At 72.3% G+C, this 18,745-nt stretch carries 18 protein-coding genes; 12 read left to right on the top strand and 6 right to left on the bottom strand.

Annotation, left to right across the window (positions count from 1 at the left end; genetic code table 11):
- Window positions 1-101 precede the first annotated feature (101 nt).
- Entirely contained in the window at window positions 102-749 is a 648-nt protein-coding gene (locus tag BMW78_RS11935; protein WP_091759758.1) for a hypothetical protein, read from the bottom strand.
- A 23-nt stretch (window positions 750-772) separates the two neighbouring features.
- On the opposite strand from BMW78_RS11935, the gene BMW78_RS11930 reads away from it, so the two are divergent.
- Window positions 773-2,191, top strand: a complete 1,419-nt coding sequence (locus BMW78_RS11930; RefSeq protein ID WP_091759755.1) for an MFS transporter — start codon at window positions 773-775, stop codon at window positions 2,189-2,191.
- Window positions 2,188-3,657, top strand: a complete 1,470-nt coding sequence (locus BMW78_RS11925; protein ID WP_091759752.1) for a pyridoxal phosphate-dependent decarboxylase family protein — start codon at window positions 2,188-2,190, stop codon at window positions 3,655-3,657. Before BMW78_RS11930 ends, BMW78_RS11925 begins: the two co-directional genes overlap by 4 nt.
- Here BMW78_RS11925 and BMW78_RS11920 read toward each other — a convergent pair.
- Together BMW78_RS11920 and BMW78_RS11915 are read right to left on the bottom strand one after the other, a co-directional pair.
- The gene (locus tag BMW78_RS11920; RefSeq protein WP_218144330.1) at window positions 3,596-5,077 is read right to left on the bottom strand and encodes a sensor histidine kinase; all 1,482 of its coding nucleotides are present in this window, start codon (window positions 5,075-5,077) and stop codon (window positions 3,596-3,598) included. The two genes, BMW78_RS11925 and BMW78_RS11920, sit on opposite strands and share 62 nt — an antisense overlap.
- Entirely contained in the window at window positions 5,074-5,730 is a 657-nt protein-coding gene (locus BMW78_RS11915; RefSeq protein WP_091759749.1) for a response regulator transcription factor, read from the bottom strand. Before BMW78_RS11915 ends, BMW78_RS11920 begins: the two co-directional genes overlap by 4 nt.
- Before the next feature lie 128 nt (window positions 5,731-5,858).
- Between BMW78_RS11915 and BMW78_RS11910 the strand changes: the two genes are divergently transcribed.
- From BMW78_RS11910 to BMW78_RS11875, 8 genes are all read left to right on the top strand, one after another.
- Window positions 5,859-7,010, top strand: coding sequence for a LolA family protein (locus BMW78_RS11910; protein ID WP_091759746.1), 1,152 nt, complete (start codon window positions 5,859-5,861; stop codon window positions 7,008-7,010).
- A gap of 44 nt (window positions 7,011-7,054) precedes the next feature.
- A complete protein-coding gene (locus BMW78_RS11905; protein ID WP_245735809.1) occupies window positions 7,055-8,005 on the top strand; it encodes an ABC transporter ATP-binding protein in 951 nt (316 codons plus the stop codon).
- Complete coding sequence (locus tag BMW78_RS11900; RefSeq protein WP_091759743.1) at window positions 7,992-8,882, top strand: ABC transporter permease; 891 nt, start codon at window positions 7,992-7,994, stop codon at window positions 8,880-8,882. Before BMW78_RS11905 ends, BMW78_RS11900 begins: the two co-directional genes overlap by 14 nt.
- 161 nt (window positions 8,883-9,043) lie before the next feature.
- Complete coding sequence (locus tag BMW78_RS11895) at window positions 9,044-9,871, top strand: SDR family oxidoreductase (protein ID WP_091759740.1); 828 nt, start codon at window positions 9,044-9,046, stop codon at window positions 9,869-9,871.
- 74 nt (window positions 9,872-9,945) lie between these two features.
- Window positions 9,946-11,574 carry an AMP-binding protein gene (locus BMW78_RS11890; protein ID WP_091759737.1) on the top strand — a complete coding sequence of 543 codons (1,629 nt, stop codon included), beginning with the start codon at window positions 9,946-9,948 and terminating at the stop codon, window positions 11,572-11,574.
- Between the two features lie 104 nt (window positions 11,575-11,678).
- On the top strand, window positions 11,679-12,281 hold the full coding sequence (locus tag BMW78_RS11885) for a hypothetical protein (RefSeq protein ID WP_091759734.1): 603 nt from the start codon (window positions 11,679-11,681) through the stop codon (window positions 12,279-12,281).
- Window positions 12,278-12,535 carry a hypothetical protein gene (locus BMW78_RS11880; RefSeq protein ID WP_143056237.1) on the top strand — a complete coding sequence of 86 codons (258 nt, stop codon included), beginning with the start codon at window positions 12,278-12,280 and terminating at the stop codon, window positions 12,533-12,535. The genes BMW78_RS11885 and BMW78_RS11880 overlap by 4 nt, the downstream gene beginning before the upstream one ends.
- 219 nt (window positions 12,536-12,754) lie before the next feature.
- Complete coding sequence (locus tag BMW78_RS11875) at window positions 12,755-13,744, top strand: pirin family protein (protein ID WP_091759727.1); 990 nt, start codon at window positions 12,755-12,757, stop codon at window positions 13,742-13,744.
- 121 nt (window positions 13,745-13,865) lie between these two features.
- On the opposite strand, the gene BMW78_RS11870 is transcribed toward BMW78_RS11875, so the two are convergent.
- Window positions 13,866-14,648 (bottom strand): alpha/beta fold hydrolase, encoded by a 783-nt coding sequence (locus BMW78_RS11870; RefSeq protein ID WP_091759724.1) that lies wholly within the window; start codon window positions 14,646-14,648, stop codon window positions 13,866-13,868.
- A 125-nt stretch (window positions 14,649-14,773) separates the two neighbouring features.
- On the opposite strand from BMW78_RS11870, the gene BMW78_RS11865 reads away from it, so the two are divergent.
- Both BMW78_RS11865 and pntB read left to right on the top strand, forming a co-directional pair.
- Window positions 14,774-16,312: a Re/Si-specific NAD(P)(+) transhydrogenase subunit alpha gene (locus BMW78_RS11865; protein ID WP_091759721.1), complete on the top strand. Its 1,539-nt coding sequence runs from the start codon at window positions 14,774-14,776 to the stop codon at window positions 16,310-16,312.
- Between the two features lie 31 nt (window positions 16,313-16,343).
- A complete protein-coding gene (gene pntB, locus BMW78_RS11860; protein ID WP_091760090.1) occupies window positions 16,344-17,732 on the top strand; it encodes a Re/Si-specific NAD(P)(+) transhydrogenase subunit beta in 1,389 nt (462 codons plus the stop codon).
- A gap of 20 nt (window positions 17,733-17,752) precedes the next feature.
- On the opposite strand, the gene BMW78_RS11855 is transcribed toward pntB, so the two are convergent.
- The gene (locus BMW78_RS11855; protein WP_143056236.1) at window positions 17,753-18,139 is read right to left on the bottom strand and encodes a VOC family protein; all 387 of its coding nucleotides are present in this window, start codon (window positions 18,137-18,139) and stop codon (window positions 17,753-17,755) included.
- A gap of 121 nt (window positions 18,140-18,260) precedes the next feature.
- A complete protein-coding gene (locus tag BMW78_RS11850) occupies window positions 18,261-18,701 on the bottom strand; it encodes an SRPBCC family protein (protein WP_177180364.1) in 441 nt (146 codons plus the stop codon).
- Window positions 18,702-18,745: the final 44 nt, after the last annotated feature.

Raw genomic sequence — 18,745 nt, 5'->3', positions numbered from 1 at the left:
CACCGCGTCCGCGACGGGGCAGGGGAGGTGTGCCCCAGGACATGCGGGTATGCCGTGTTGCTCCCGCATCGTGGGACGGCGCCTGCTGTTCGGCGCAGTGCTCAGGGCACGGCGCCACCCGGTCGACGCAGTGCCTGGAGCACCTCGACGGTGGTCACCACGGTGGTGACCGAGGGTCGCGGCGGGGTGGAGGAGAAGCCGAAGCGGGTGGGCGGGTCGACCCTCGTCAGGGCGCCCAGCGGCACGCCGCCCAGCCTTCCGCGAAGCGAGGTGACGGCGTGCAGGTCGGTGGCGCCGTACCACTCGCGGCGCCCCGACCTCGCCTGTCCGCGGGTGCTGACGCCGCGCAGCACCCGCCGGGCGACCGGGTCGACCAGCCCGGCCCAGGTGGTGCTCTGGGCGAGAGGTCGCGGCACGACGTGCAGCGCCCAGCCGAGGGGCAGGCGCCGGCCGGTCGTGAACTGCAGGTGCAGGTCGTCGGCGTGCACGGACCAGCGTCCGTCGACGACCTCCACCACCACCGGCAGCGTGCGGATCTCGTCGAAGACGTAGGTGTCGGCGATGAAGTCACCGACCTCCCGTGACGGCGCGTAGAGCACCCGGTGACCGTCGGCGCGTTCGAGCATGACGTCGGCGAAGGACCCGAACGGCGAGGTGGCCCACCGGCCGACGACGACGCGGGTGCCGCTGGCGCTGCCCAGGCCGGCGATCTGGCCGTGGAACCTCTGCCGATGCCGCCCGTCACCCATGCGGGAAACCCTAGGGTGGCCCGGTGACCGGTGCCGAGCCCAGTGCCGTGCCCGGTGCCGTTACCGGTGCCGTGTCCGGCGCCGCGCGCAGTGCGACGCTCAGCCCGCGGGCTCGCCGTGGCTACGCGCTCGGCTCGGTGGCGACGGGTGCCTTCGGCACCGTGCCGGGCCTGCTCCTGCTGCCCTACCTCACCGACCGCCTCGGCGTGGCGGCCGCGCTGGCCGGGGTCATCGTGTTCCTGCCGAAGGCGTGGGACGTCGTGCTGAACCCCGTGGCGGGCGGCGTCTCCGACCGCCACGAGTCGCCGCAGGGCCGGCGGCGGCCGTTCCTGCTGCGCGCGGGCACTGCGCTCGCCGCCTGCTTCGCGCTGCTCTTCGCCGGCCCCGCCGCACCCCAGGGCGTGGCGGCCGCCTGGGTCGTCGTCGCCTTCCTGGCGTGCGCCACGGCATACGCGTTCTTCCAGGTGCCCTATGTCGCCATGCCCGCGGAGATGACCGACGACTACGACGAGCGCACCCGGCTCATGACCTGGCGGGTGGCCGTGCTGGCCCTGGCGATCCTGCTCAGCGGGGCCTCGGCACCGGCCATCCGCGACGCCGTCGGGCCGGAGCAGGGCTACCGGCTGATGGGCCTCGCCATCGGGCTCCTCATCCTGGTCGGTGCGCTCGGCGCGTGGTGGGGCACCGCGGCCGCGCCGACCGGCCACCGGCTCTCGGCATCAGGAGGCCTGCGCACGCAGCTGGCCGTGGTGGCCGCGGCCCGCGACTTCCGGCTCCTGCTGCTGACCTTCGTGCTCCAGGCGCTGGCCACCGGCGCCATGCTCGCCGGCGTCGACTACGTCGCGCGCCACGTCATCGGCACCCGGGCGGCCTCCACGCTGCTCTTCGTCTGCTTCGTCGGGCCTGCGCTGGTGGTCACCCCGCTGTGGCAGCGCATCGGGCAGGCGCGTGGCAAGAAGACCGGGTATGCCGTCGCCTCGCTCCTGCTCGCCGTCGGGGCACTCACCCTGGTCGCCGCCCGCGAGCTGCCGGCGGCCGGGGTCTACGCCGCGGTGGCGGTGGTGGGGGTGGGGTACGCCGGGGCACAGATGTTCCCGATGGCGATGCTGCCCGACGCCGCCGCGGTCGACGCCGCCCGCACCGGAGTCAACCGGGTCGGGGTCTACACGGGCGTCTGGACGGCCGGCGAGACCCTCGGGCTGGCCCTCGGCCCGGGGCTCTACGCGCTGGTGCTGGCGCTCGGTGGCTACGTCTCGTCGACCGACGCGGCCGCCACCCAGCCGGGCTCCGCCGTCACCGCCATCACGCTCGGCTTCTCCCTGGTGCCCGCGGTGCTGGTGCTCGCCAGCCTGGCCGCCCTGTCCCGCTACCGGCTCGACGAGCGGGCCGTCGCGGCAGCCACCCACGCCGCCCCAGCCCGCTCACCGAAGGAGGACGCATGACCCCCGACGAGGTGCTCGACCGGCTGCACGAGCTGCAGTCCGCCGACCTGCCGACCCACGGCGGTCGCACCCTGGCCTACGTCTACGACTCCGGGATCGCCGAGGCCGACGAGGTCGGGCGGCGGGCCCTCGAGCTGTTCGCGTCGTCCAACGCCCTCGACCCGACGGCCTTCCCGAGCCTGCTGCAGATGGAGAACGACCTGGTCGGGTTCGCCGGGGGGCTGCTCGACGCCCCCGACGGTTTCGCCGGGTCGGTGACCTCCGGTGGCACCGAGTCGATCCTGCTGGCGGTGCAGGCGGCCCGCGACTCACGGCCCGACGTCGAGCGGCCCCGGATGGTGCTGCCCTCGACGGCGCATGCGGCGTTCCAGAAGGCCGCCCACTACTTCCGCGTCGAGCCGGTCGTCGTCGACGTCGACCCCCGCACCTTCCGCGCCGACCCGGCGGCCATGGCGGCGGCCGTCGACGAGCGGACCGTCCTGGTCGTGGCGTCGGCGCCGTCCTACGCCCATGGTGTCGTCGACCCGGTGACCGAGGTGGCGGCAGCGGCCGCGGCGGCCGGCGCGCGCTGCCACGTCGACGCCTGCATCGGCGGCTGGGTCCTGCCGTACCTGCAGCGGTCGGGTGCCGAGGTGCCGGCGTGGACCTTCGCGGTCGACGGCGTCACCAGCATCTCCGTCGACCTGCACAAGTACGCCTACACCCCCAAGGGCGTCTCGCTGCTGCTCCACCGCACCGCCGAGCTGCGACGGCCGCAGTTCTTCGCCTGCGCCGACTGGCCGGGCTACACGATGCTCAACTCCACGACCCAGTCGACGAAGTCCGGCGGCCCGCTCGCGGCGGCCTGGGCGGTCGTGAACGCGATCGGCGACGACGGCTACGAGCGGCTCGCCGGTGAGGTCGCCGACGGCCTGCGCGAGCTGGTGGCCGGGGTGGCGGAGCAGGCGCACGTCGCACCGGTGGCGGTACCCGACTCGACGCTGCTCGCCCTCGCGGCCGACGACACCTGTGACGTGTTCACGATCAGCGACGAGATGCTGTCCCGCGGCTGGTTCGTCCAGCCGCAGATGGCGTTCCGCGACCTGCCGCCGACGCTCCACCTGACGCTCAGCGCGGCCACCGCGCCGCTGGTGCCCGAGTTCCTCGTGGCGCTCGAGGAGGCCGTCACTGCAGCGGTCGAGGCGGGTCCCGTGCGGGTGGCGCCGGAGCTGGCGCAGGCGGCGGCGTCCCTCGACCCGGCGACCCTCGACGAGGCGGCGTTCGCCGGGCTGCTGCAGCTCGCCGGGCTGGCCGGTGACGACGGGCGCCTCGCCCTGCCGGAGCGGTTGGCCCCGGTGAACGCCCTGCTCAACCTCGCGCCACCGGCGCTGCGCGAGGCGCTGCTCGTGGCCGTGCTCGACCGGCTCAGCCGCCCGACGCCACAGGAGCCGCAGGGTCCGACTGCGCAGGCGCCGCCGGCAGGCTGACCACGGCCCGCACCCCGGGCGCGGCGTCCTCCAGGCGCACCGCACCACCGGCCCGCCGGACCAGCTCGCGGGTGATGGGCAGCCCCAGCCCCGTGCCGCCGGAGTCGCGGTCGCGCGCCTCGTCGAGCCGGGCGAACCGGTCGAAGACCCGCTCACGCTCACCCTCGGGTATGCCGTGCCCGTCGTCGGTGACGACCACCTCCACCGTCCCGCCGCGCCTGGCAGCAGCCAGCTGCACGCGCGAGTCGGCGTGCCGCACGGCGTTGTCGACCAGGTTGGCGACGGCGCGGAACAGCTCGTCGCGGACCGCCCTGACCACCAGCGGAGCGGTGCCACCGGACGGCATGCCACCGGACTGCATGCCAGCCGACGACGTGCCGGGGACGGCGAGGGAGCCGGGGACGGCAGGCGCGGTGGGCACCACGGGCACGCGCGCCGCGGCATACCGGCGGGCGACGTCGTCGAGGAGGCCGCGCACGTCGACGTCCACCACCGGACGCCGGGCCGTGCGGTCGGCCGACCGCGCGAGCACGAGGAGGTCCTCGACGAGGGCGCTGAGGCGCTCGACCTCGGGCAGCAGCTCCTTCGGCAGGTCGCCGCCGTCGCCGAGCCGCTCGGCGACCTCGAGCTGGGTGCGCATGGTGGCCAGCGGGCTGCGCAGCTCGTGGGCGGCGTCGGCGACGAACGCACGCTGCCGCTCCTGGGCGCCGGCGAGCCGGTCGAGCATGCCGTTGAGGGTGGTGGCGAGGGCGGCCACCTCGTCACGGGTCGGGGGCACCGGCAGCCGCTCGGAGGTTCCGCTCGTCGCGGCGCCACCGGCGCCGATGCGTTCGGCGCCCTCGCGCAGCTCCTCCACCGGACGCAGGGCCGAGCCGCTGACCCGCCAGACGATCGCGGCGAGCGCCACCAGGAACAGCGGGAAGAAGACGAGGAGCAGGCGGCGCAGCAGGCGCTGGCTGGTCTCGAGGTCGGCGGTGGGCAGCGCCGCCACCACGGTGACCCTTTCGGTCGCCGGGCCCGCCTGCACCGCCGCGACCTGCAGGTCGCCGGAGAGACCCGTCCGCCGGCCCGGCACGGTGATCGAGCCACCGCCCTTCAGCTGCTGCAGCTCGTCGGCGCTCACCAGCGGCGTCAGCCGGTCGGCCATGGGCGAGCCGGCGACCACCCGGTACTGGCGGTCGAGCACCTGCACGACCTGGGCGCCGGTCACCGGCAGCGACTCCGGCAGGCGGCCCGCGTCGACCAGGGCCGCCACCTCGCGGGCGGTGGACCTCGCCTCGCCCTCGACGGCGCGGTTCAGCGCGGCCGTCATCACGGCATACAGGAGCAGGCCACCGACGAGCAGCGCCACGGCGACGCCGACGACGCTGACCACGAGCAGGCGCGGCCGCAGGCCGAGGCGCGCCCACCGGCCGGTCACGGCGCCAGCCGGTAGCCGACCCCGCGCACCGTCTCGATGCGGTCGCGGCCGAGCTTGCGGCGCAGGTAGCCGACGTAGACCTCGACGATGTTGGGATCGGCCTCGTCGGGAGCGCCCCACACGGCGTCGAGCACCGACTCCTTGCTCACCACCGTCGGGTGGGCCCGCATGAGGTGCTCGAGCACGAGGAACTCGCGTCGCGACAGCTGCACCTCCTCGCCGTGCTGCTCCACGCGGTGCGAGGCGGGGTCGAGCGTGACCGGCCCGACGGTCAGCAGCGCCGGGCGACGGGTGGGCTCGCGGCGCAGCAGCGCGCGCAGCCGGGCCAGCAGCACCACGAAGGAGAACGGCTTGGTGAGGTAGTCGTCGGCGCCGTAGTCGAGGCCATCCGCCTCGTCGTACTCCCCGTCCTTGGCCGTGAGCATCAGCACCGGCACCCAGTTCTCCTCCGAGCGCAGGGTGCGCACCACGGTGTAGCCGGACATCCCCGGCAGCATCACGTCGAGCACCACGGCGTCGTAGGAACCGAACCGGGCGGCCTCCAGGCCCGAGGGCCCGTCGGGTGCCACGTCGACGACGAAGCCCTCGGCCTCCAGCCCGCGGGCGAGCGCAGCCGCCATCCGGGCCTCGTCCTCCACCACGAGCAGTCGCACGTGCACACCATGACACGCGGTGCTGTCGGTCGGGCCGCCTACGGGCACTGCCCCTGTCTGCGCCGCGGCAAGGCCGAGGCCCCCCTGCTCTCAGGGTCGTCTCAGCGGTCGCCCAGCACGATGGCGTCATGAGCCTGTTCACCGACCACCCCCGCGCTCGCTGGGCCGCACCCGCCGCTGCCGTCGCGGTCGTGGCGGCGGGCACGCTCGTCACGAACCTCACCGCGAGCGCCGACCCGAGCCTGCCCCCGCGCAGCGCGGCCCAGCTGCTCGCCGACGTCCAGCGGGCCCAGCTCGCCTACGTCTCCGGCACGGTCGTGCAGTCGGCCGACCTCGGCCTGCCCGACCTGTCGGCACTCGGCGGCGGCCGCCAGGGGAGCTCCTCCCTCCAGTCGGTGGTGACCGGCACCCACACGTGGCGGGTCTGGTACGGCGGTGAGCAGCAGCAGCGACTCGCCCTGGTCGGCAGCCTCGGCGAGTCCGACGTCATCCGCAACGGCCGCGACCTGTGGCTCTGGTCGAGTGACCAGAAGACGGCAGAGCACTACCGGCTGCCTGCCAAGCCGGCCGGTCGGACCCATGACGAGCAGGCCGGTGGTTCCGCCTCACCCAGGGCCACCGACCTGCCCAAGACCCCGGAGGAGGCGGCGAAGCGGGCGCTCGCCGCCCTCGACCCCACCACCGCGGTCACGACCTCCGGCTCCTCCGTGGTCGCCGGGCGCAGCGCCTACGACCTCGTTCTCAAGCCGCGCGACCCCGCCTCCCTCGTCGCGTCGGTGCGGATCTCCGTCGACGCCAAGCGCCACATCCCGCTGCGCGTGCAGGCCTACTCGACCAAGCGCGCCAACCCGGCGTTCGAGGTCGGCTTCACCAGCATCGACTTCGGCCGGCCCGACGCCCGCCAGTTCGCGTTCAACCCGCCTCCGGGCACGAAGGTCACCGAGCACCCCGTGACCGCACCCGACAAGGCGAAGGCGCAGGGCAAGGACAAGACTCGCACCAAGGGTGCCCCGACCGTGGTCGGCAAGGGCTGGACGGCCGTGGCCGTCGGGTCGCTGCCGCCGGGTGCGCTGACCTCCGGCTCGACCAAGCCCGGTCAGCGTGGCCAGGGCGACCAGCTGCAGGCCCTGCTCAAGAACCTGCCGCGCGTCTCCGGGAGCTGGGGCAGCGGGCGCCTGCTGAACGGCACACTGTTCTCGGCGGTCCTCACCGACGACGGCCGCTACGCCGTCGGTGCGGTCAAGCCCGAGGGCCTGTATGCCGCGCTCAAGGCGCGGTGACGCGGGCTCGGTTGTCCACTGGGCTGGTCGGAGAGGGGGGAGCGGTGTCGTCGACGGGTGACGCCTCGGGCCTGGCGGTCCACACCGAGGGGCTGACCAAGCGGTTCGGCCAGCAGGTGGCGGTCGACGCCATCGGGATGGCCGTGCCGCGTGGTGCGGTGTACGGGTTCCTCGGGCCCAACGGCTCGGGCAAGACGACCACGATCCGGATGCTGCTCGGCCTGGTCGAGCCCAGCTCCGGCAGCCGCAGCCTGCTCGGCCTCCCGCTGCCGAGCGGCGCAGGGCAGGCGCTGCCCCGGGTGGGCTCGCTCGTCGAGGGGCCGGCGTTCCACCCCTACCTGTCGGGCCGCTCCAACCTCGCCCGCCTCGACGCGGCGGACCCGCTGGCCGACCCGCGCACGGCGGCCGGTCGCATCGACGCCGCGCTCGACCGGGTCGGGCTGCGCGCCGCGGCCAAGAAGCGGTACCGCGCCTACTCGCTCGGCATGCGGCAGCGGCTCGCGATTGCCGCAGCCCTGCTCGCGCCGCGTGACCTGCTGGTGCTCGACGAGCCGACCAACGGCCTCGACCCGCAGGGCACCCGGGAGGTGCGCTCGCTGATCGGCTCCCTGGCTGCCGAGGGCATCACGGTCCTGGTCTCGAGCCACCTGCTGGCCGAGGTCGAGCAGATCTGCTCCCACCTCGGCGTCATGCGCGAGGGCCGGCTCGTCGCCCAGGGCACCGTGGCGGAGGTCCGCGGTGCCGGGCCCATGCTGGTGCGGGTGCAGACCCGGCAGCCCGAGGCGGCGGCCGCGGTGCTCCGCGAGCTCGGGGTGACCCAGGTGGTGACGACGGTCGGTGAGGTGCACGGCACGCCTGGTGACCTCGAGCCGGAGAAGATCGTCTCCGCCCTGGTGTACGCCGGTGTGGGCGTGCAGGGGTTCACCGTGGCGGTCACGAGCCTGGAGGACCTGTTCGTCTCGCTCACGGGGGAGGGCTTCGATGTCAGCGGTTGAGGTCGGGTCCGGGACCGCCGTCGACGCCGGGGTCGGCGCGGGCTCCGCCATCCGCCCGCGACGGCGCTGGTCGACCCGGTTCCTGCGCTCGGAGCTGCGGCTGATCGCGGGCCGGCGGCGCAACCAGATGGGCCTGCTGGTGCTGGCCGCGGTGCCGATCATCATGGCGATCGCGGTGAAGGTGTCGACGCCCGGGCCGGGCGAGGGGCCGAACTTCCTGTCGTCGATCACCTCGAACGGGCTGTTCGTGCCGCTCGCCGCGCTCGGGGTCGAGATCGCGATGTTCCTGCCGCTGGCCATGTCGATGCTGTCGGGCGACGCGGTCGCGGGGGAGGCCAACCTCGGCACGCTCCGCTACCTGCTCACCGTGCCGGTCAGCCGGACCCGCCTGCTCGCGGTGAAGTACGTGTCGCTGTGCATCGGGGCGCTCTGGGGCGTGACCGCGGTGGCGCTGCCCGGGGCGGTGATCGGCATCGCGCTGTTCGGCACGGGTGACCTGACGACCCTGTCGGGTTCGCAGATCTCGTTCGGCGTCGCGGTCTGGCGGGTCGTCCTGGTGATGCTCTACCTCGCCGCCGGGCTCGCCGGGCTCGCGGCCGTCGGCCTGTTCATCTCGACCCTGACCGAGCAGCCGATCGCGGCGTCCATCGCGCTGCTGATCTTCACGATCCTGTCGTGGATCCTCGACAGCGTGCCGCAGCTGAGCTGGCTGCATCCGTGGCTGATCGTCCACGAGTGGATGTCCTTCGGCGACCTGCTCCGCGACCCCATCGCCTGGGCCAACGTGCTGCGCGGCCTGTTCGTCGACGGCGTGTACGCCCTGGTGTTCTGGCTGGCGGCCTGGGCCCGGTTCTCGTCCAAGGACATCACCAGCTGACGACCTGGAGGTGCGACTCCGTATGCCGCGAGCCGGTGAGACGGGGCGCCGCACCGCCCATGGGCGGCAGGCGGCATACGAAGTCGGTCAGTCTGCTGGGTGACGGGAGACACGACCGATGGCGGTTCCCTTGGCTACCTGTCGGTAACTAAGGTGCCCGCATGACGACGCTGAGCGGCAAGACGATCCTCATGTCCGGCGGCAGCCGCGGCATCGGCCTGGCCATCGCGCTGAAGGCGGCGGCCGACGGGGCCAACATCGCCCTCATCGCCAAGACCGACCGGCCCGACCCCCGACTGCAGGGCACCATCCACACGGCCGCGGCCCAGATCGAGGCAGCCGGAGGCCAGGCGCTGCCCATCGTCGGCGACGTCCGCGACGACGCGACGATCGAGCGGGCGGTGGAGGAGTGCGTCGAGCGGTTCCACGGCATCGACGTCGTCGTCAACAACGCCAGCGTGCTGAACCTCTCGGGCACCACCGCCCTCGACCCCAAGCGCTACGACCTCATGCAGGACGTCAACGTGCGCGGCACCTTCATGCTGACGCGAGCGGCGATCCCGCACCTGGTGCAGGCCGACGACCCGAAGGTCCTCACGCTGAGCCCGCCGATCAACCTCGACCCCAAGTGGTTCCGCGCCCACCCGGCCTACACGATGGCGAAGTACGGCATGACGATGGCGGCCCTCGGCTTCGCGCACGAGCTGGCCGACCTCGGCATCTCCTCGACCGCGCTGTGGCCGGCCACGCTCGTCGCCACCGACGCCATCGGCAACCTGCCCGGCGGCGAGCAGATGGTCGCGGTCTCGCGCAAGCCCGAGATCGTCGCCGACGCGGCATACGCCGTGCTCACCACGAAGGGCCAGGAGCTCAACGGGAAGACCGTCATCGACGAGGACCTGCTGCGCGAGCGCGGCGTCAGCGACTTCGCGGCGTACTCGATGACCGGCAAGGACGAGGGGCTGGCTCCCGACATCTTCCTGGGCTGACCGCTCGCCGCTGGCGGTCCGCCGCTCGCGGACGGGGGGTTGTCGGGCGGGGTGCGAGGCGGTGGGATGACCCCATGACCGCGCAGCCCTCGCACACCTCCGGCCGGACCGACATCCCGCTGCTCGAAGAGACCATCCCCGACAACCTCGACGCGACCGTCGCCCGGTTCGCCGACCGCGAGGCGCTGGTCGACGTGCAGGAGGGTGTGCGCTGGACCTACCGCGAGTTCTCCGACCGCACCGTCGAGCTCGCCCGCGCCCTGCTCGCCGCGGGGGTCCGCAAGGGTGACCGGGTGGGGATCTGGGCGCCGAACTGCGCCGAGTGGACGCTGACCCAGTACGCCACGGCCCGCATCGGCGCGATCCTGGTCAACATCAACCCGAGCTACCGCACCCACGAGCTCGAGTACGTGCTCAAGCAGGCCGGCATCTCGTTCCTCGTCTCGGCCGCACAGTTCAAGACCTCGAACTACGCCGAGATGGTCGAGGAGGTCAGGGGGAACTGCCCGGACCTGCGCGAGGTGGTGCTCATCGGCACGCCGTCGTGGGACGGGCTGCTGGCTCGGGCGCAGGAGGTCCCCGCCGAGCAGGTCGCAGAGGTGCAGGCGGGGCTCGACCGCAACGAGCCCATCAACATCCAGTACACCTCGGGCACCACGGGCTTCCCGAAGGGCGCGACCCTCAGCCACCGGAACATCCTCAACAACGGCTTCTTCGTCGGTGAGCTGTGCCGCTACACCGAGGCCGACCGCATCTGCATCCCGGTGCCCTTCTACCACTGCTTCGGCATGGTCATGGGCAACCTGGCGGCCACCACCCACGGGGCGGCGATGGTCATCCCGGCCGCCGGCTTCGACCCGGTGGCCACGCTGAAGGCCACCCAGGACGAGCGGGTCACGTCGCTGTACGGCGTGCCGACGATGTTCATCGCCGAGTGGGCCCTGCCCGACTTCGAGTCCTACGACCTCTCCACCGTGCGCACCGGCATCATGGCCGGCTCGCCCTGCCCGGCCGAGATGATGAAGAAGCTCATCGCGTCGGGCATCGAGGAGATGACCATCTGCTACGGCATGACCGAGACCTCACCGGTGTCGACGCAGACCCGCACCGACGACACCTTCGAGCGCAAGGTCGGCACGGTCGGGGCCGTCGGGCCGCACCTGGAGATCAAGGTCGTCGACCCGCTCACCCGTGAGACCGTGCCGCGCGGCCAGACCGGAGAGTTCTGCACCAAGGGCTACTCGGTGATGCTGGGCTACTGGAACCAGCCCGACAAGACGAACGAGGTGCTGGAGGACGGCTGGATGCACACCGGCGACCTCGCGGTCATGGACGAGCACGGCTACGTGCAGATCACCGGGCGCATCAAGGACATGGTCATCCGCGGCGGCGAGAACATCTACCCGCGCGAGATCGAGGAGTTCCTCTACACCCACCCCGACATCCTCGACGCCCAGGTGATCGGGGTGCCCGACGCGAAGTACGGCGAGGAGCTGTGCGCCTGGATCCGGATGAAGGAGGGCGCGGAGCCGCTCACCGCCGACAAGCTCCGGGAGTTCGCCACCGGCAAGCTGGCGCACTACAAGATCCCCCGCTACGTGCAGGTCGTCGACGAGTTCCCCATGACGGTGACGGGCAAGGTGCGCAAGGTGGAGATGCGCGAGAAGTCCGTCGCGGAGCTCGGGCTGGCCGACCAGCGCTGAGCCGGCCGCACCGGCGCGCCGGTCGCTCGAGTCGCGCAGCGCCTGAGCCCGCAATACGTTGCCAGTGCCGGTGTCCCCGGCAGCAACGGACCCAGGAGGGCTCAATGAACGGCAGCACCATCATCTGGATCGTGCTCGTGGCGGTGGTCGTCATCATCGCCGTGGCCTTGTTCATGTCGATGTCGCGGAAGCGGCGCGCCGAGGTCCACCGCGACCAGGCCGAGCAGATCCGCCAGGAGGCGCAGGAGCACGACCGTGAGCTGCGCGAGCGGGAGGCCCACGCCGAGGAGGCGGAGGCGCAAGCCCGTCGGGCCCGCGCGGAGGCCGACGAGCGGGCGGCCGAGGCCAAGCGCCTCGAGGCGGAGGCCGAGCGGCGAGGCGAGCACGCCGAGGCCGTCCGGGTCGACCGCGACGAGCAGCTGCGCCGCGCCGACGCCCGTGACCCCGACGTGCGCACCGACAAGGAGGGCTACCGGATCGACGAGGACGGCAACCGGATCGAGGACGGCAACCGCCTCGACGACGCCAACCGGGTCGACGACACGAACCGCCTCGACGACGCCAACCGCGTCGACGACTCCAACCGCCTCGAGAGCGAGCAGTCCGGCAGGCACGAGGGCTGGGTCGACGACGAGGGCAACCGCGTGGGCGGTGCCGGCCCCGCCGACGCTCCCCGTAGTGACGCCCCCCGCGGAGAGGGTGCATGAAAGCAGCTCCCTGGGACCCCCTCGTGGGTTCTCCGCTCATCTGGATGCTCGGGTTCGTCGTCGTCCTGGGCCTCCTGTGGTTCCTCTACAGCCGGCTGGCCAAGAGCGACACCGGCCACCTGGACGAGCCCAAGGACCTGCGAGGGCCCTCCGGGGCCGCGTGGACGCCGAAGCACCCCGACGCCGGCGACACCGGCGAGGGGAACCCGCCGAGCACGCCACCGGGCACCCACCCCGACCCCGACCAGCGCTGAGCGCGGCCGTGGGCGCACGCCCACGTGGTTCGACGTATGCCGGAAGCGCACCGGAATGCCGATACTGGCCTTCCGGTGCGCTTCCGCCGGGTCAGGACCCCCGTCGTGACTCCCCGGGAATGACGTGTTCCTGGGAATGCATCTGCACCGGTGCACGTTCAGGCAAGTAGTTGAAATATGAACTACCCAGCCTGAACGACCCACACTCGAGGAGCCGAGATGCCTGCTGTGACCGTCCCCGACCTCACCATCCTGCCGCGGGTCGCAGCCGTGGCCCCCGCCGCGCGCCAGCGAGCGGTGCGCTCCATCACCAGCGCCCCGGGCGGCCTCGAGGGTGAGGGCTTCCCGGTGAAGCGGGCCTTCGCCGGCGTCGACCTGCGCGACCTCGACCCGTTCATCCACATGGACGAGATGGGGGAGGTGGAGTACGCGCCCGGTGAGCCCAAGGGCACCCCGTGGCACCCGCACCGTGGGTTCGAGACCGTCACCTACATCATCGACGGCGTCTTCGACCACCACGACTCCTTCGGTGGCGGCGGCACCATCACCAACGGCGACACCCAGTGGATGACCGCGGGCGCCGGCATCCTCCACATCGAGGCCCCGCCGGAGCACCTGGTGGTCTCGGGTGGCCTGTTCCACGGCTTCCAGCTGTGGGTGAACCTGCCGCGGGTCGACAAGCTCAAGCCCCCGGCCTACCAGGACCTGCGCTCCAGCGAGGTCGGCCTGCTCACCTCCGCCGACGGCGGCTCGCTGCTGCGCGTCATCGCCGGCGAGGTCGGCGGCGTGACCGGGCCGGGCTCGACGCACACCCCGATGGCGATGGTGCACGCGACCATCGCACCCGGTGGCTCGCTCGAGCTCCCGTGGCGCTCCGACTTCAACGCCCTCGTCTACGCCATGAGCGGCGACGGCTTCGTGGGTCCCGACCAGTCGCCGTTCGGCACCGGCCAGCTCGCGGTGCTCGGCCCGGGCGACGCCCTTCGCCTCTCCGCGGCGCAGAGCCAGCAGGCCCGGTATGCCGCCGGGCTCGACGTGGTCATCCTCGGCGGACGCCCGATCCGGGAGCCCGTCGCCTGGGCGGGGCCGTTCGTGATGAACACCAAGGCCGAGGTCATGAAGGCGTTCGAGGACTACCAGGCGGGCCGGCTCGGCCAGCCCGGCCACGCCATCCCGCACGGCACCCAGGGCGGCACGCTCGACGCCTGACGCCATCCGCGGCGGTCGTCAGATCCGCCCGCCAGGCGCAGCAACCCGTGGCACGACGCCACGGGTTGCTGCGTCTCACGGTCCGCGCGCGCAACGGTTGCCCCGGTGCCAGCCGTTGTCGTCAGGATCCTTCGCCGAGTCCGAGCACCCGGTCGAGGTAGGCCGTCACCAGCGCCGCCGTCTCGTCGGGCCGCTCGAGTGACGGCAGGTGGCCGGCCCAGTCGAGGCCGACCAGCTCCGCCGCGGGCAGCCGCTCGGCCAGGTGTCGGGCCGTCTCCCGGAAGAAGAGCAGGTCGTGGTCGCCGCTGACGACCAGCGCCGGCAAGGTCAGCGCGGCCAGGTCGAGCTCGGGGCGTCGCAGCTCCACCGCCGGTGAGAGCGCCTCGGCCGCCGAGTCGAGCTCGAACGCCCTGGCCTGCATCTCGCGCACCAGCGCCCGGGCCGACTCGTCGGCCGACGGTCCGAGCCACGTGCGCAGGTTCAGCTCCACCGCGCCGTCGAGGTCGCCGGCTCCCAGCAGCCGCTCCTCCTCCTCGTCGAAGGCCTCGGCGTCAGGGGTGGGCGGCACGCCGGGCGCGGCGGCGCACAGGAGCACCAGCGCGCTCACCCGGCCGGGCGCGACCGACGCCGTCTCCAGCGCCACCCTGCCGCCGAAGGAGGCGCCGACCAGGGCGGCGCGCTCGATGCCGTGCGTGTCGAGCAGGGCGAGCACGTCGTCCGCGTGGCTGAACGGCCCGGGCTCGTGCGGTCGCCCGCCGAACCCGCGCAGGTCGGGTGCCAGCACGGCACACCGGCCCTCCAGCGCCCGGCGCTGGACCTCCCACATGCGGCTGTCGGCGATGCCGGCGTGCAGGAGCACGACGGCGGGACGGGGGTCGAAAGACGTTCCAGGATCCGGGACCATGGGCCCGAACCTAGCGACGCGCGGGGCGACCGTCGTCACAATTCGGGCCCTCGGGCGGCGCCGACCCCCTAGGTTGCTGTTCGCAAGGGCTTTGCTGCTTCAGGCGTCTCGTGACGGGAGCAACCGTGCGGATAGGTGTGCCACAGGAGTCCAAGCCGGGCGAGACCCGGGTCGCCGCCACGCCCAAGACGGTGGGCCAGCTCATCGGGCTGGGCTACGAGGTGGTGGTCGAGGCGGGCGCGGGCCGACGCGCGAGCTTCAGCGACGCGGCCTTCCAGGAGGCCGGCGCGTCCGTCGGCACCTCGGCCGACGTCTGGGACAGCGACCTCGTCATCAAGGTCAACGCCCCCACCGACGAGGAGGTCGGGCGGCTGCGGCCGGGGGCGATCCTGGCGAGCCTGCTGGCGCCGGCCCTCAACCCCGAGCTCGTCGAGCGTCTCGCCGGGCAGGGCGTCACCGCGCTGGCGATGGACGCCGTACCGCGCATCTCCCGGGCCCAGGCCCTCGACGTGCTCAGCTCGATGGCCAACATCGGCGGCTACCGGGCGGTCGTCGAGGCCGCCCACGAGTTCGGCAGCCTCTTCACCGGCCAGGTCACCGCCGCCGGCAAGGTGCCGCCCGCCAAGGTGCTGGTCGTCGGTGCCGGCGTGGCCGGCCTCGCCGCGATCGGCACGGCCAACAGCCTGGGCGCGATCGTCCGCGCCTTCGACGCCCGCCCCGAGGTGGCCGAGCAGGTCGAGTCGATGGGCGCCGAGTTCCTGCGGGTCGAGGGGCTGGAGCAGGAGGGCCCGAGCGCCACCGGCTACGCCAAGGAGATGGGCGAGGACTTCAACCGCCGGGCCGCCGAGCTCTACGCCGAGCAGGCCAAGGACGTCGACATCATCATCACCACCGCGCTCATCCCGGGTCGTCCGGCGCCCCGGCTGATCACGGCCGACATGGTCGCCTCGATGAAGCCGGGCTCGGTCATCGTCGACATGGCGGCGTCCAACGGCGGCAACGTCGAGGGCACCGTCGCCGACCAGCTGGTCCTCACCGACAACCAGGTGCGGATCATCGGCTACACCGACCTGCCCGGCCGGCTGCCCACCCAGGCCTCGCAGCTCTACGGCACCAACGTCGTCAACCTGCTGAAGCTGCTCACCCCCGGCAAGGACGGCAAGGCCGTCATCGACTTCGACGACGTGGTCCAGCGCGGCATGACGGTATGCCGCGACGGCCAGTCGACGTGGCCCCCGCCGCCGGTGGCGGTCAGCGCCGCGCCGGTGGCCGCGGCGCCTGCCGCCGAGAAGCCGGCGCCCCCACCGCCGAAGGTGCGCGACCCGCGACGCAGGTACGCGCTCATGGGACTGGCCGCAGTGCTGTTCGGCCTGGTCGCGGCATACTCGCCCGCCACCTTCCTCGGCCACTTCACCGTCTTCGCGCTCGCGGTGATCGTCGGCTTCTACGTCATCAGCAACGTCGCGCACGCGCTGCACACGCCGCTGATGTCGGAGACCAACGCGATCAGCGGCATCATCCTGGTCGGCGCGCTGCTGCAGATCGGGAGCGAGGACCCGGTGGTGCGGACGCTCGCCTTCGTGGCGACGGTGATCGCCAGCGTCAACATCTTCGGTGGGTTCGCGGTGACCAACCGCATGCTCCAGATGTTCCGGAAGGACTGAGGCAGGGGTGACCGGGACCGTGACCAGCAGCGTGACCACCAATCTGGTGCAGGCGGCCTACATCGTCGCCGCCGTCCTCTTCGTGCTCTCGCTCGCCGGGCTCAGCAAGCACGAGAAGGCCAAGGAGGGCAACGCGTTCGGCGTCGCCGGCATGGTGATCGCCCTGGTGGCGACCATCTGGCTGGCGGTCGACCGCGCCGCGAACGGGCCGCTGACGCTGATGCTCATCGCGATCGCGATGGCTATCGGTGCCGCGATCGGCCTGTGGCGGGCACGGGTCGTCGAGATGACGCAGATGCCCGAGCTGGTCGCGATGCTGCACAGCTTCGTCGGTGCCGCTGCGGTGCTGGTGGGCTACAACTCCTACCTCAGCGAGGAGGGCCTCGAGGGCTCGCTCGCCACGATCCACAACGTCGAGGTCTACCTCGGCGTCTTCATCGGCGCGGTCACCTTCACCGGCTCGATCGTCGCCTTCCTCAAGCTGAGCGCGCGGATCAAGTCCTCGCCGCTGATGCTGCCGGCCCGGCACTGGCTCAACCTCGCCGCCGTTGTCGTCTCGGCCGGGCTGCTCGTGTGGTTCGTCGCCTCCCAGTTGCTGGTGCCCCTGGCCGTGATGACGGTGATCGCGCTGGCGTTCGGGTGGCACCTGGTGGCCTCCATCGGCGGCGGCGACATGCCCGTCGTCGTGTCGATGCTCAACAGCTACTCGGGATGGGCGGCGGCCGCCGCCGGCTTCATGCTCGGCAACGACCTGCTCATCGTCACCGGCGCCCTCGTCGGCTCCTCCGGTGCGATCCTCAGCTACATCATGTGCCGGGCGATGAACCGGTCGTTCGTCTCCGTGATCGCCGGCGGCTTCGGCCAGGAGGTCTCGATCGGCGCGGACAAGGACTACGGCGAGCACCGCGAGATGCAGGCCGACGAGGTGGCCGAGATGCTCCGTGACGCGCGTTCGGTGGTCATCACCCCCGGCTACGGGATGGCCGTGGCCCAGGCGCAGTACCCCGTGGCCGAGCTGACCAGCCAGCTGCGGAAGAAGGGCGTCAACGTCCGCTTCGGGATACACCCCGTTGCCGGCCGGCTGCCCGGCCACATGAACGTGCTGCTGGCCGAGGCCAAGGTGCCCTACGACATCGTGCTCGAGATGGACGAGATCAACGACGACCTGTCCGACACCGACGTGGTGCTCGTCATCGGGGCCAACGACACCGTCAACCCCGCCGCCGAGGAGGACCCGACCAGCCCCATCGCGGGGATGCCGGTGCTCGAGGTGTGGAAGGCCAGGAACGTCGTCGTCTTCAAGCGCTCCATGGCCACCGGGTACGCCGGCGTGCAGAACCCGCTGTTCTTCAAGGAGAACGCCGCGATGCTGTTCGGCGACGCCAAGGACCGCGTCGAGGACATCATCAAGGCCCTCTGAACCGTCGGAGTTCGGCGGGGTCAGGGGAGGGGGTGGCCGGCGTCGGCGACGACGTCGAACTCGTTGCCCTCGGGGTCGGCCATCACCTGCCACCAGATGCCGAGCTCCTCGTAGAGGTCGAGCACCGGGTGGCCGACCCGCCGGCCGCCGCGCGACTCGAGCTCGTCGACCAGTGACTCGACGCCCCGCTCGAGCGGCGGGTGGATGTCGAGGTGGCTGCGGTTCTTCCCGACCTTCGGCTCGGCCACCTGCTGCAGGATGAACACCGGCCCGGGCGGCTCACCCTCGCGGGGCACCAGCACCTCGAAGTCCTCGATCGACCCGGCCGGCTCGTAGCCGAGCGCCGCGCACCAGAACGGCACGAGTGCTTTCGGGTCCAGGCAGTCGAGCACGACGGAGACTCTCATGCCCCCACGGTGGCAGAGCGGCGTGGTCGGCCGCAGGTGATCGGTCGGCACGCGCGACCCAAGCCAAGAGGCGCGGTATGCCGGGTGGTCACCACCCGGCATACCCCGCCTCTCTCCCGTATCAGGCGCTCTTGGCGGGCTTCGTGCCGGCGGTCTCGATGCGTTCCTTCACCTGGGGCGCGAAGGAGGCCATCATCCGGGACTGCGCCAGAGCCATCAGGTAGTTCACCGGCGGAAGCCGCCAGAACGACCGTGGGTGGTGCCGCATGGTCACCTTGGTGCCCTTGCCCTCGGGCTCGAAGTCGTAGTCCCACGTGCCCATCATGGCCCGCGAGGACTTCTCGGTGATGTGCTTGTTGGGCACGACGTCCGTGTAGACCTCGAAGCCCTCGAACGGGATGCCGGCGATCTTGGACCGCCAGCTGAAGAACGTGCCGGTGCCCTGCCTGGTCTCCTTCACGTCGAAGTACTCGGTCTCCATCACGGTGATGTCGGCCAGGGCCTTGGGGTCCTTGAAGAAGGGGAAGACCTTCTCGACCGGAGCATCGATGTGCATGGTCATGGTTGTCATGGTGCTCATCTCCTTGCGCACTCGACGTCGCCGAG

The sequence above is a fragment of the Pedococcus cremeus genome (assembly GCF_900111375.1).
Classification (GTDB): domain Bacteria; phylum Actinomycetota; class Actinomycetes; order Actinomycetales; family Dermatophilaceae; genus Pedococcus_A; species Pedococcus_A cremeus.
Note: the sequence above shows the minus strand (reverse complement) of the source record. Positions and strands in the feature narration are given on the sequence as shown.

Excerpts from the sequence above, each read along its gene's own strand:
- BMW78_RS11890 (WP_091759737.1), top strand. The coding sequence starts at position 9,946 with ATGACCGCGCAGCCCTCGCACACCTCCGGCCGGACCGACATCCCGCTG.
- BMW78_RS11885 (WP_091759734.1), top strand. The coding sequence starts at position 11,679 with ATGAACGGCAGCACCATCATCTGGATCGTGCTCGTGGCGGTGGTCGTC.
- BMW78_RS11855 (WP_143056236.1), bottom strand. The coding sequence starts at position 18,139 with ATGAGAGTCTCCGTCGTGCTCGACTGCCTGGACCCGAAAGCACTCGTG.
- BMW78_RS11895 (WP_091759740.1), top strand. The coding sequence starts at position 9,044 with ATGACGACGCTGAGCGGCAAGACGATCCTCATGTCCGGCGGCAGCCGC.
- BMW78_RS11870 (WP_091759724.1), bottom strand. The coding sequence starts at position 14,648 with ATGGTCCCGGATCCTGGAACGTCTTTCGACCCCCGTCCCGCCGTCGTG.
- BMW78_RS11880 (WP_143056237.1), top strand. The coding sequence starts at position 12,278 with ATGAAAGCAGCTCCCTGGGACCCCCTCGTGGGTTCTCCGCTCATCTGG.
- BMW78_RS11875 (WP_091759727.1), top strand. The coding sequence starts at position 12,755 with ATGCCTGCTGTGACCGTCCCCGACCTCACCATCCTGCCGCGGGTCGCA.
- BMW78_RS11850 (WP_177180364.1), bottom strand. The coding sequence starts at position 18,701 with ATGACCATGCACATCGATGCTCCGGTCGAGAAGGTCTTCCCCTTCTTC.
- BMW78_RS11935 (WP_091759758.1), bottom strand. The coding sequence starts at position 749 with ATGGGTGACGGGCGGCATCGGCAGAGGTTCCACGGCCAGATCGCCGGC.
- BMW78_RS11925 (WP_091759752.1), top strand. The coding sequence starts at position 2,188 with ATGACCCCCGACGAGGTGCTCGACCGGCTGCACGAGCTGCAGTCCGCC.
- BMW78_RS11910 (WP_091759746.1), top strand. The coding sequence starts at position 5,859 with ATGAGCCTGTTCACCGACCACCCCCGCGCTCGCTGGGCCGCACCCGCC.
- BMW78_RS11900 (WP_091759743.1), top strand. The coding sequence starts at position 7,992 with ATGTCAGCGGTTGAGGTCGGGTCCGGGACCGCCGTCGACGCCGGGGTC.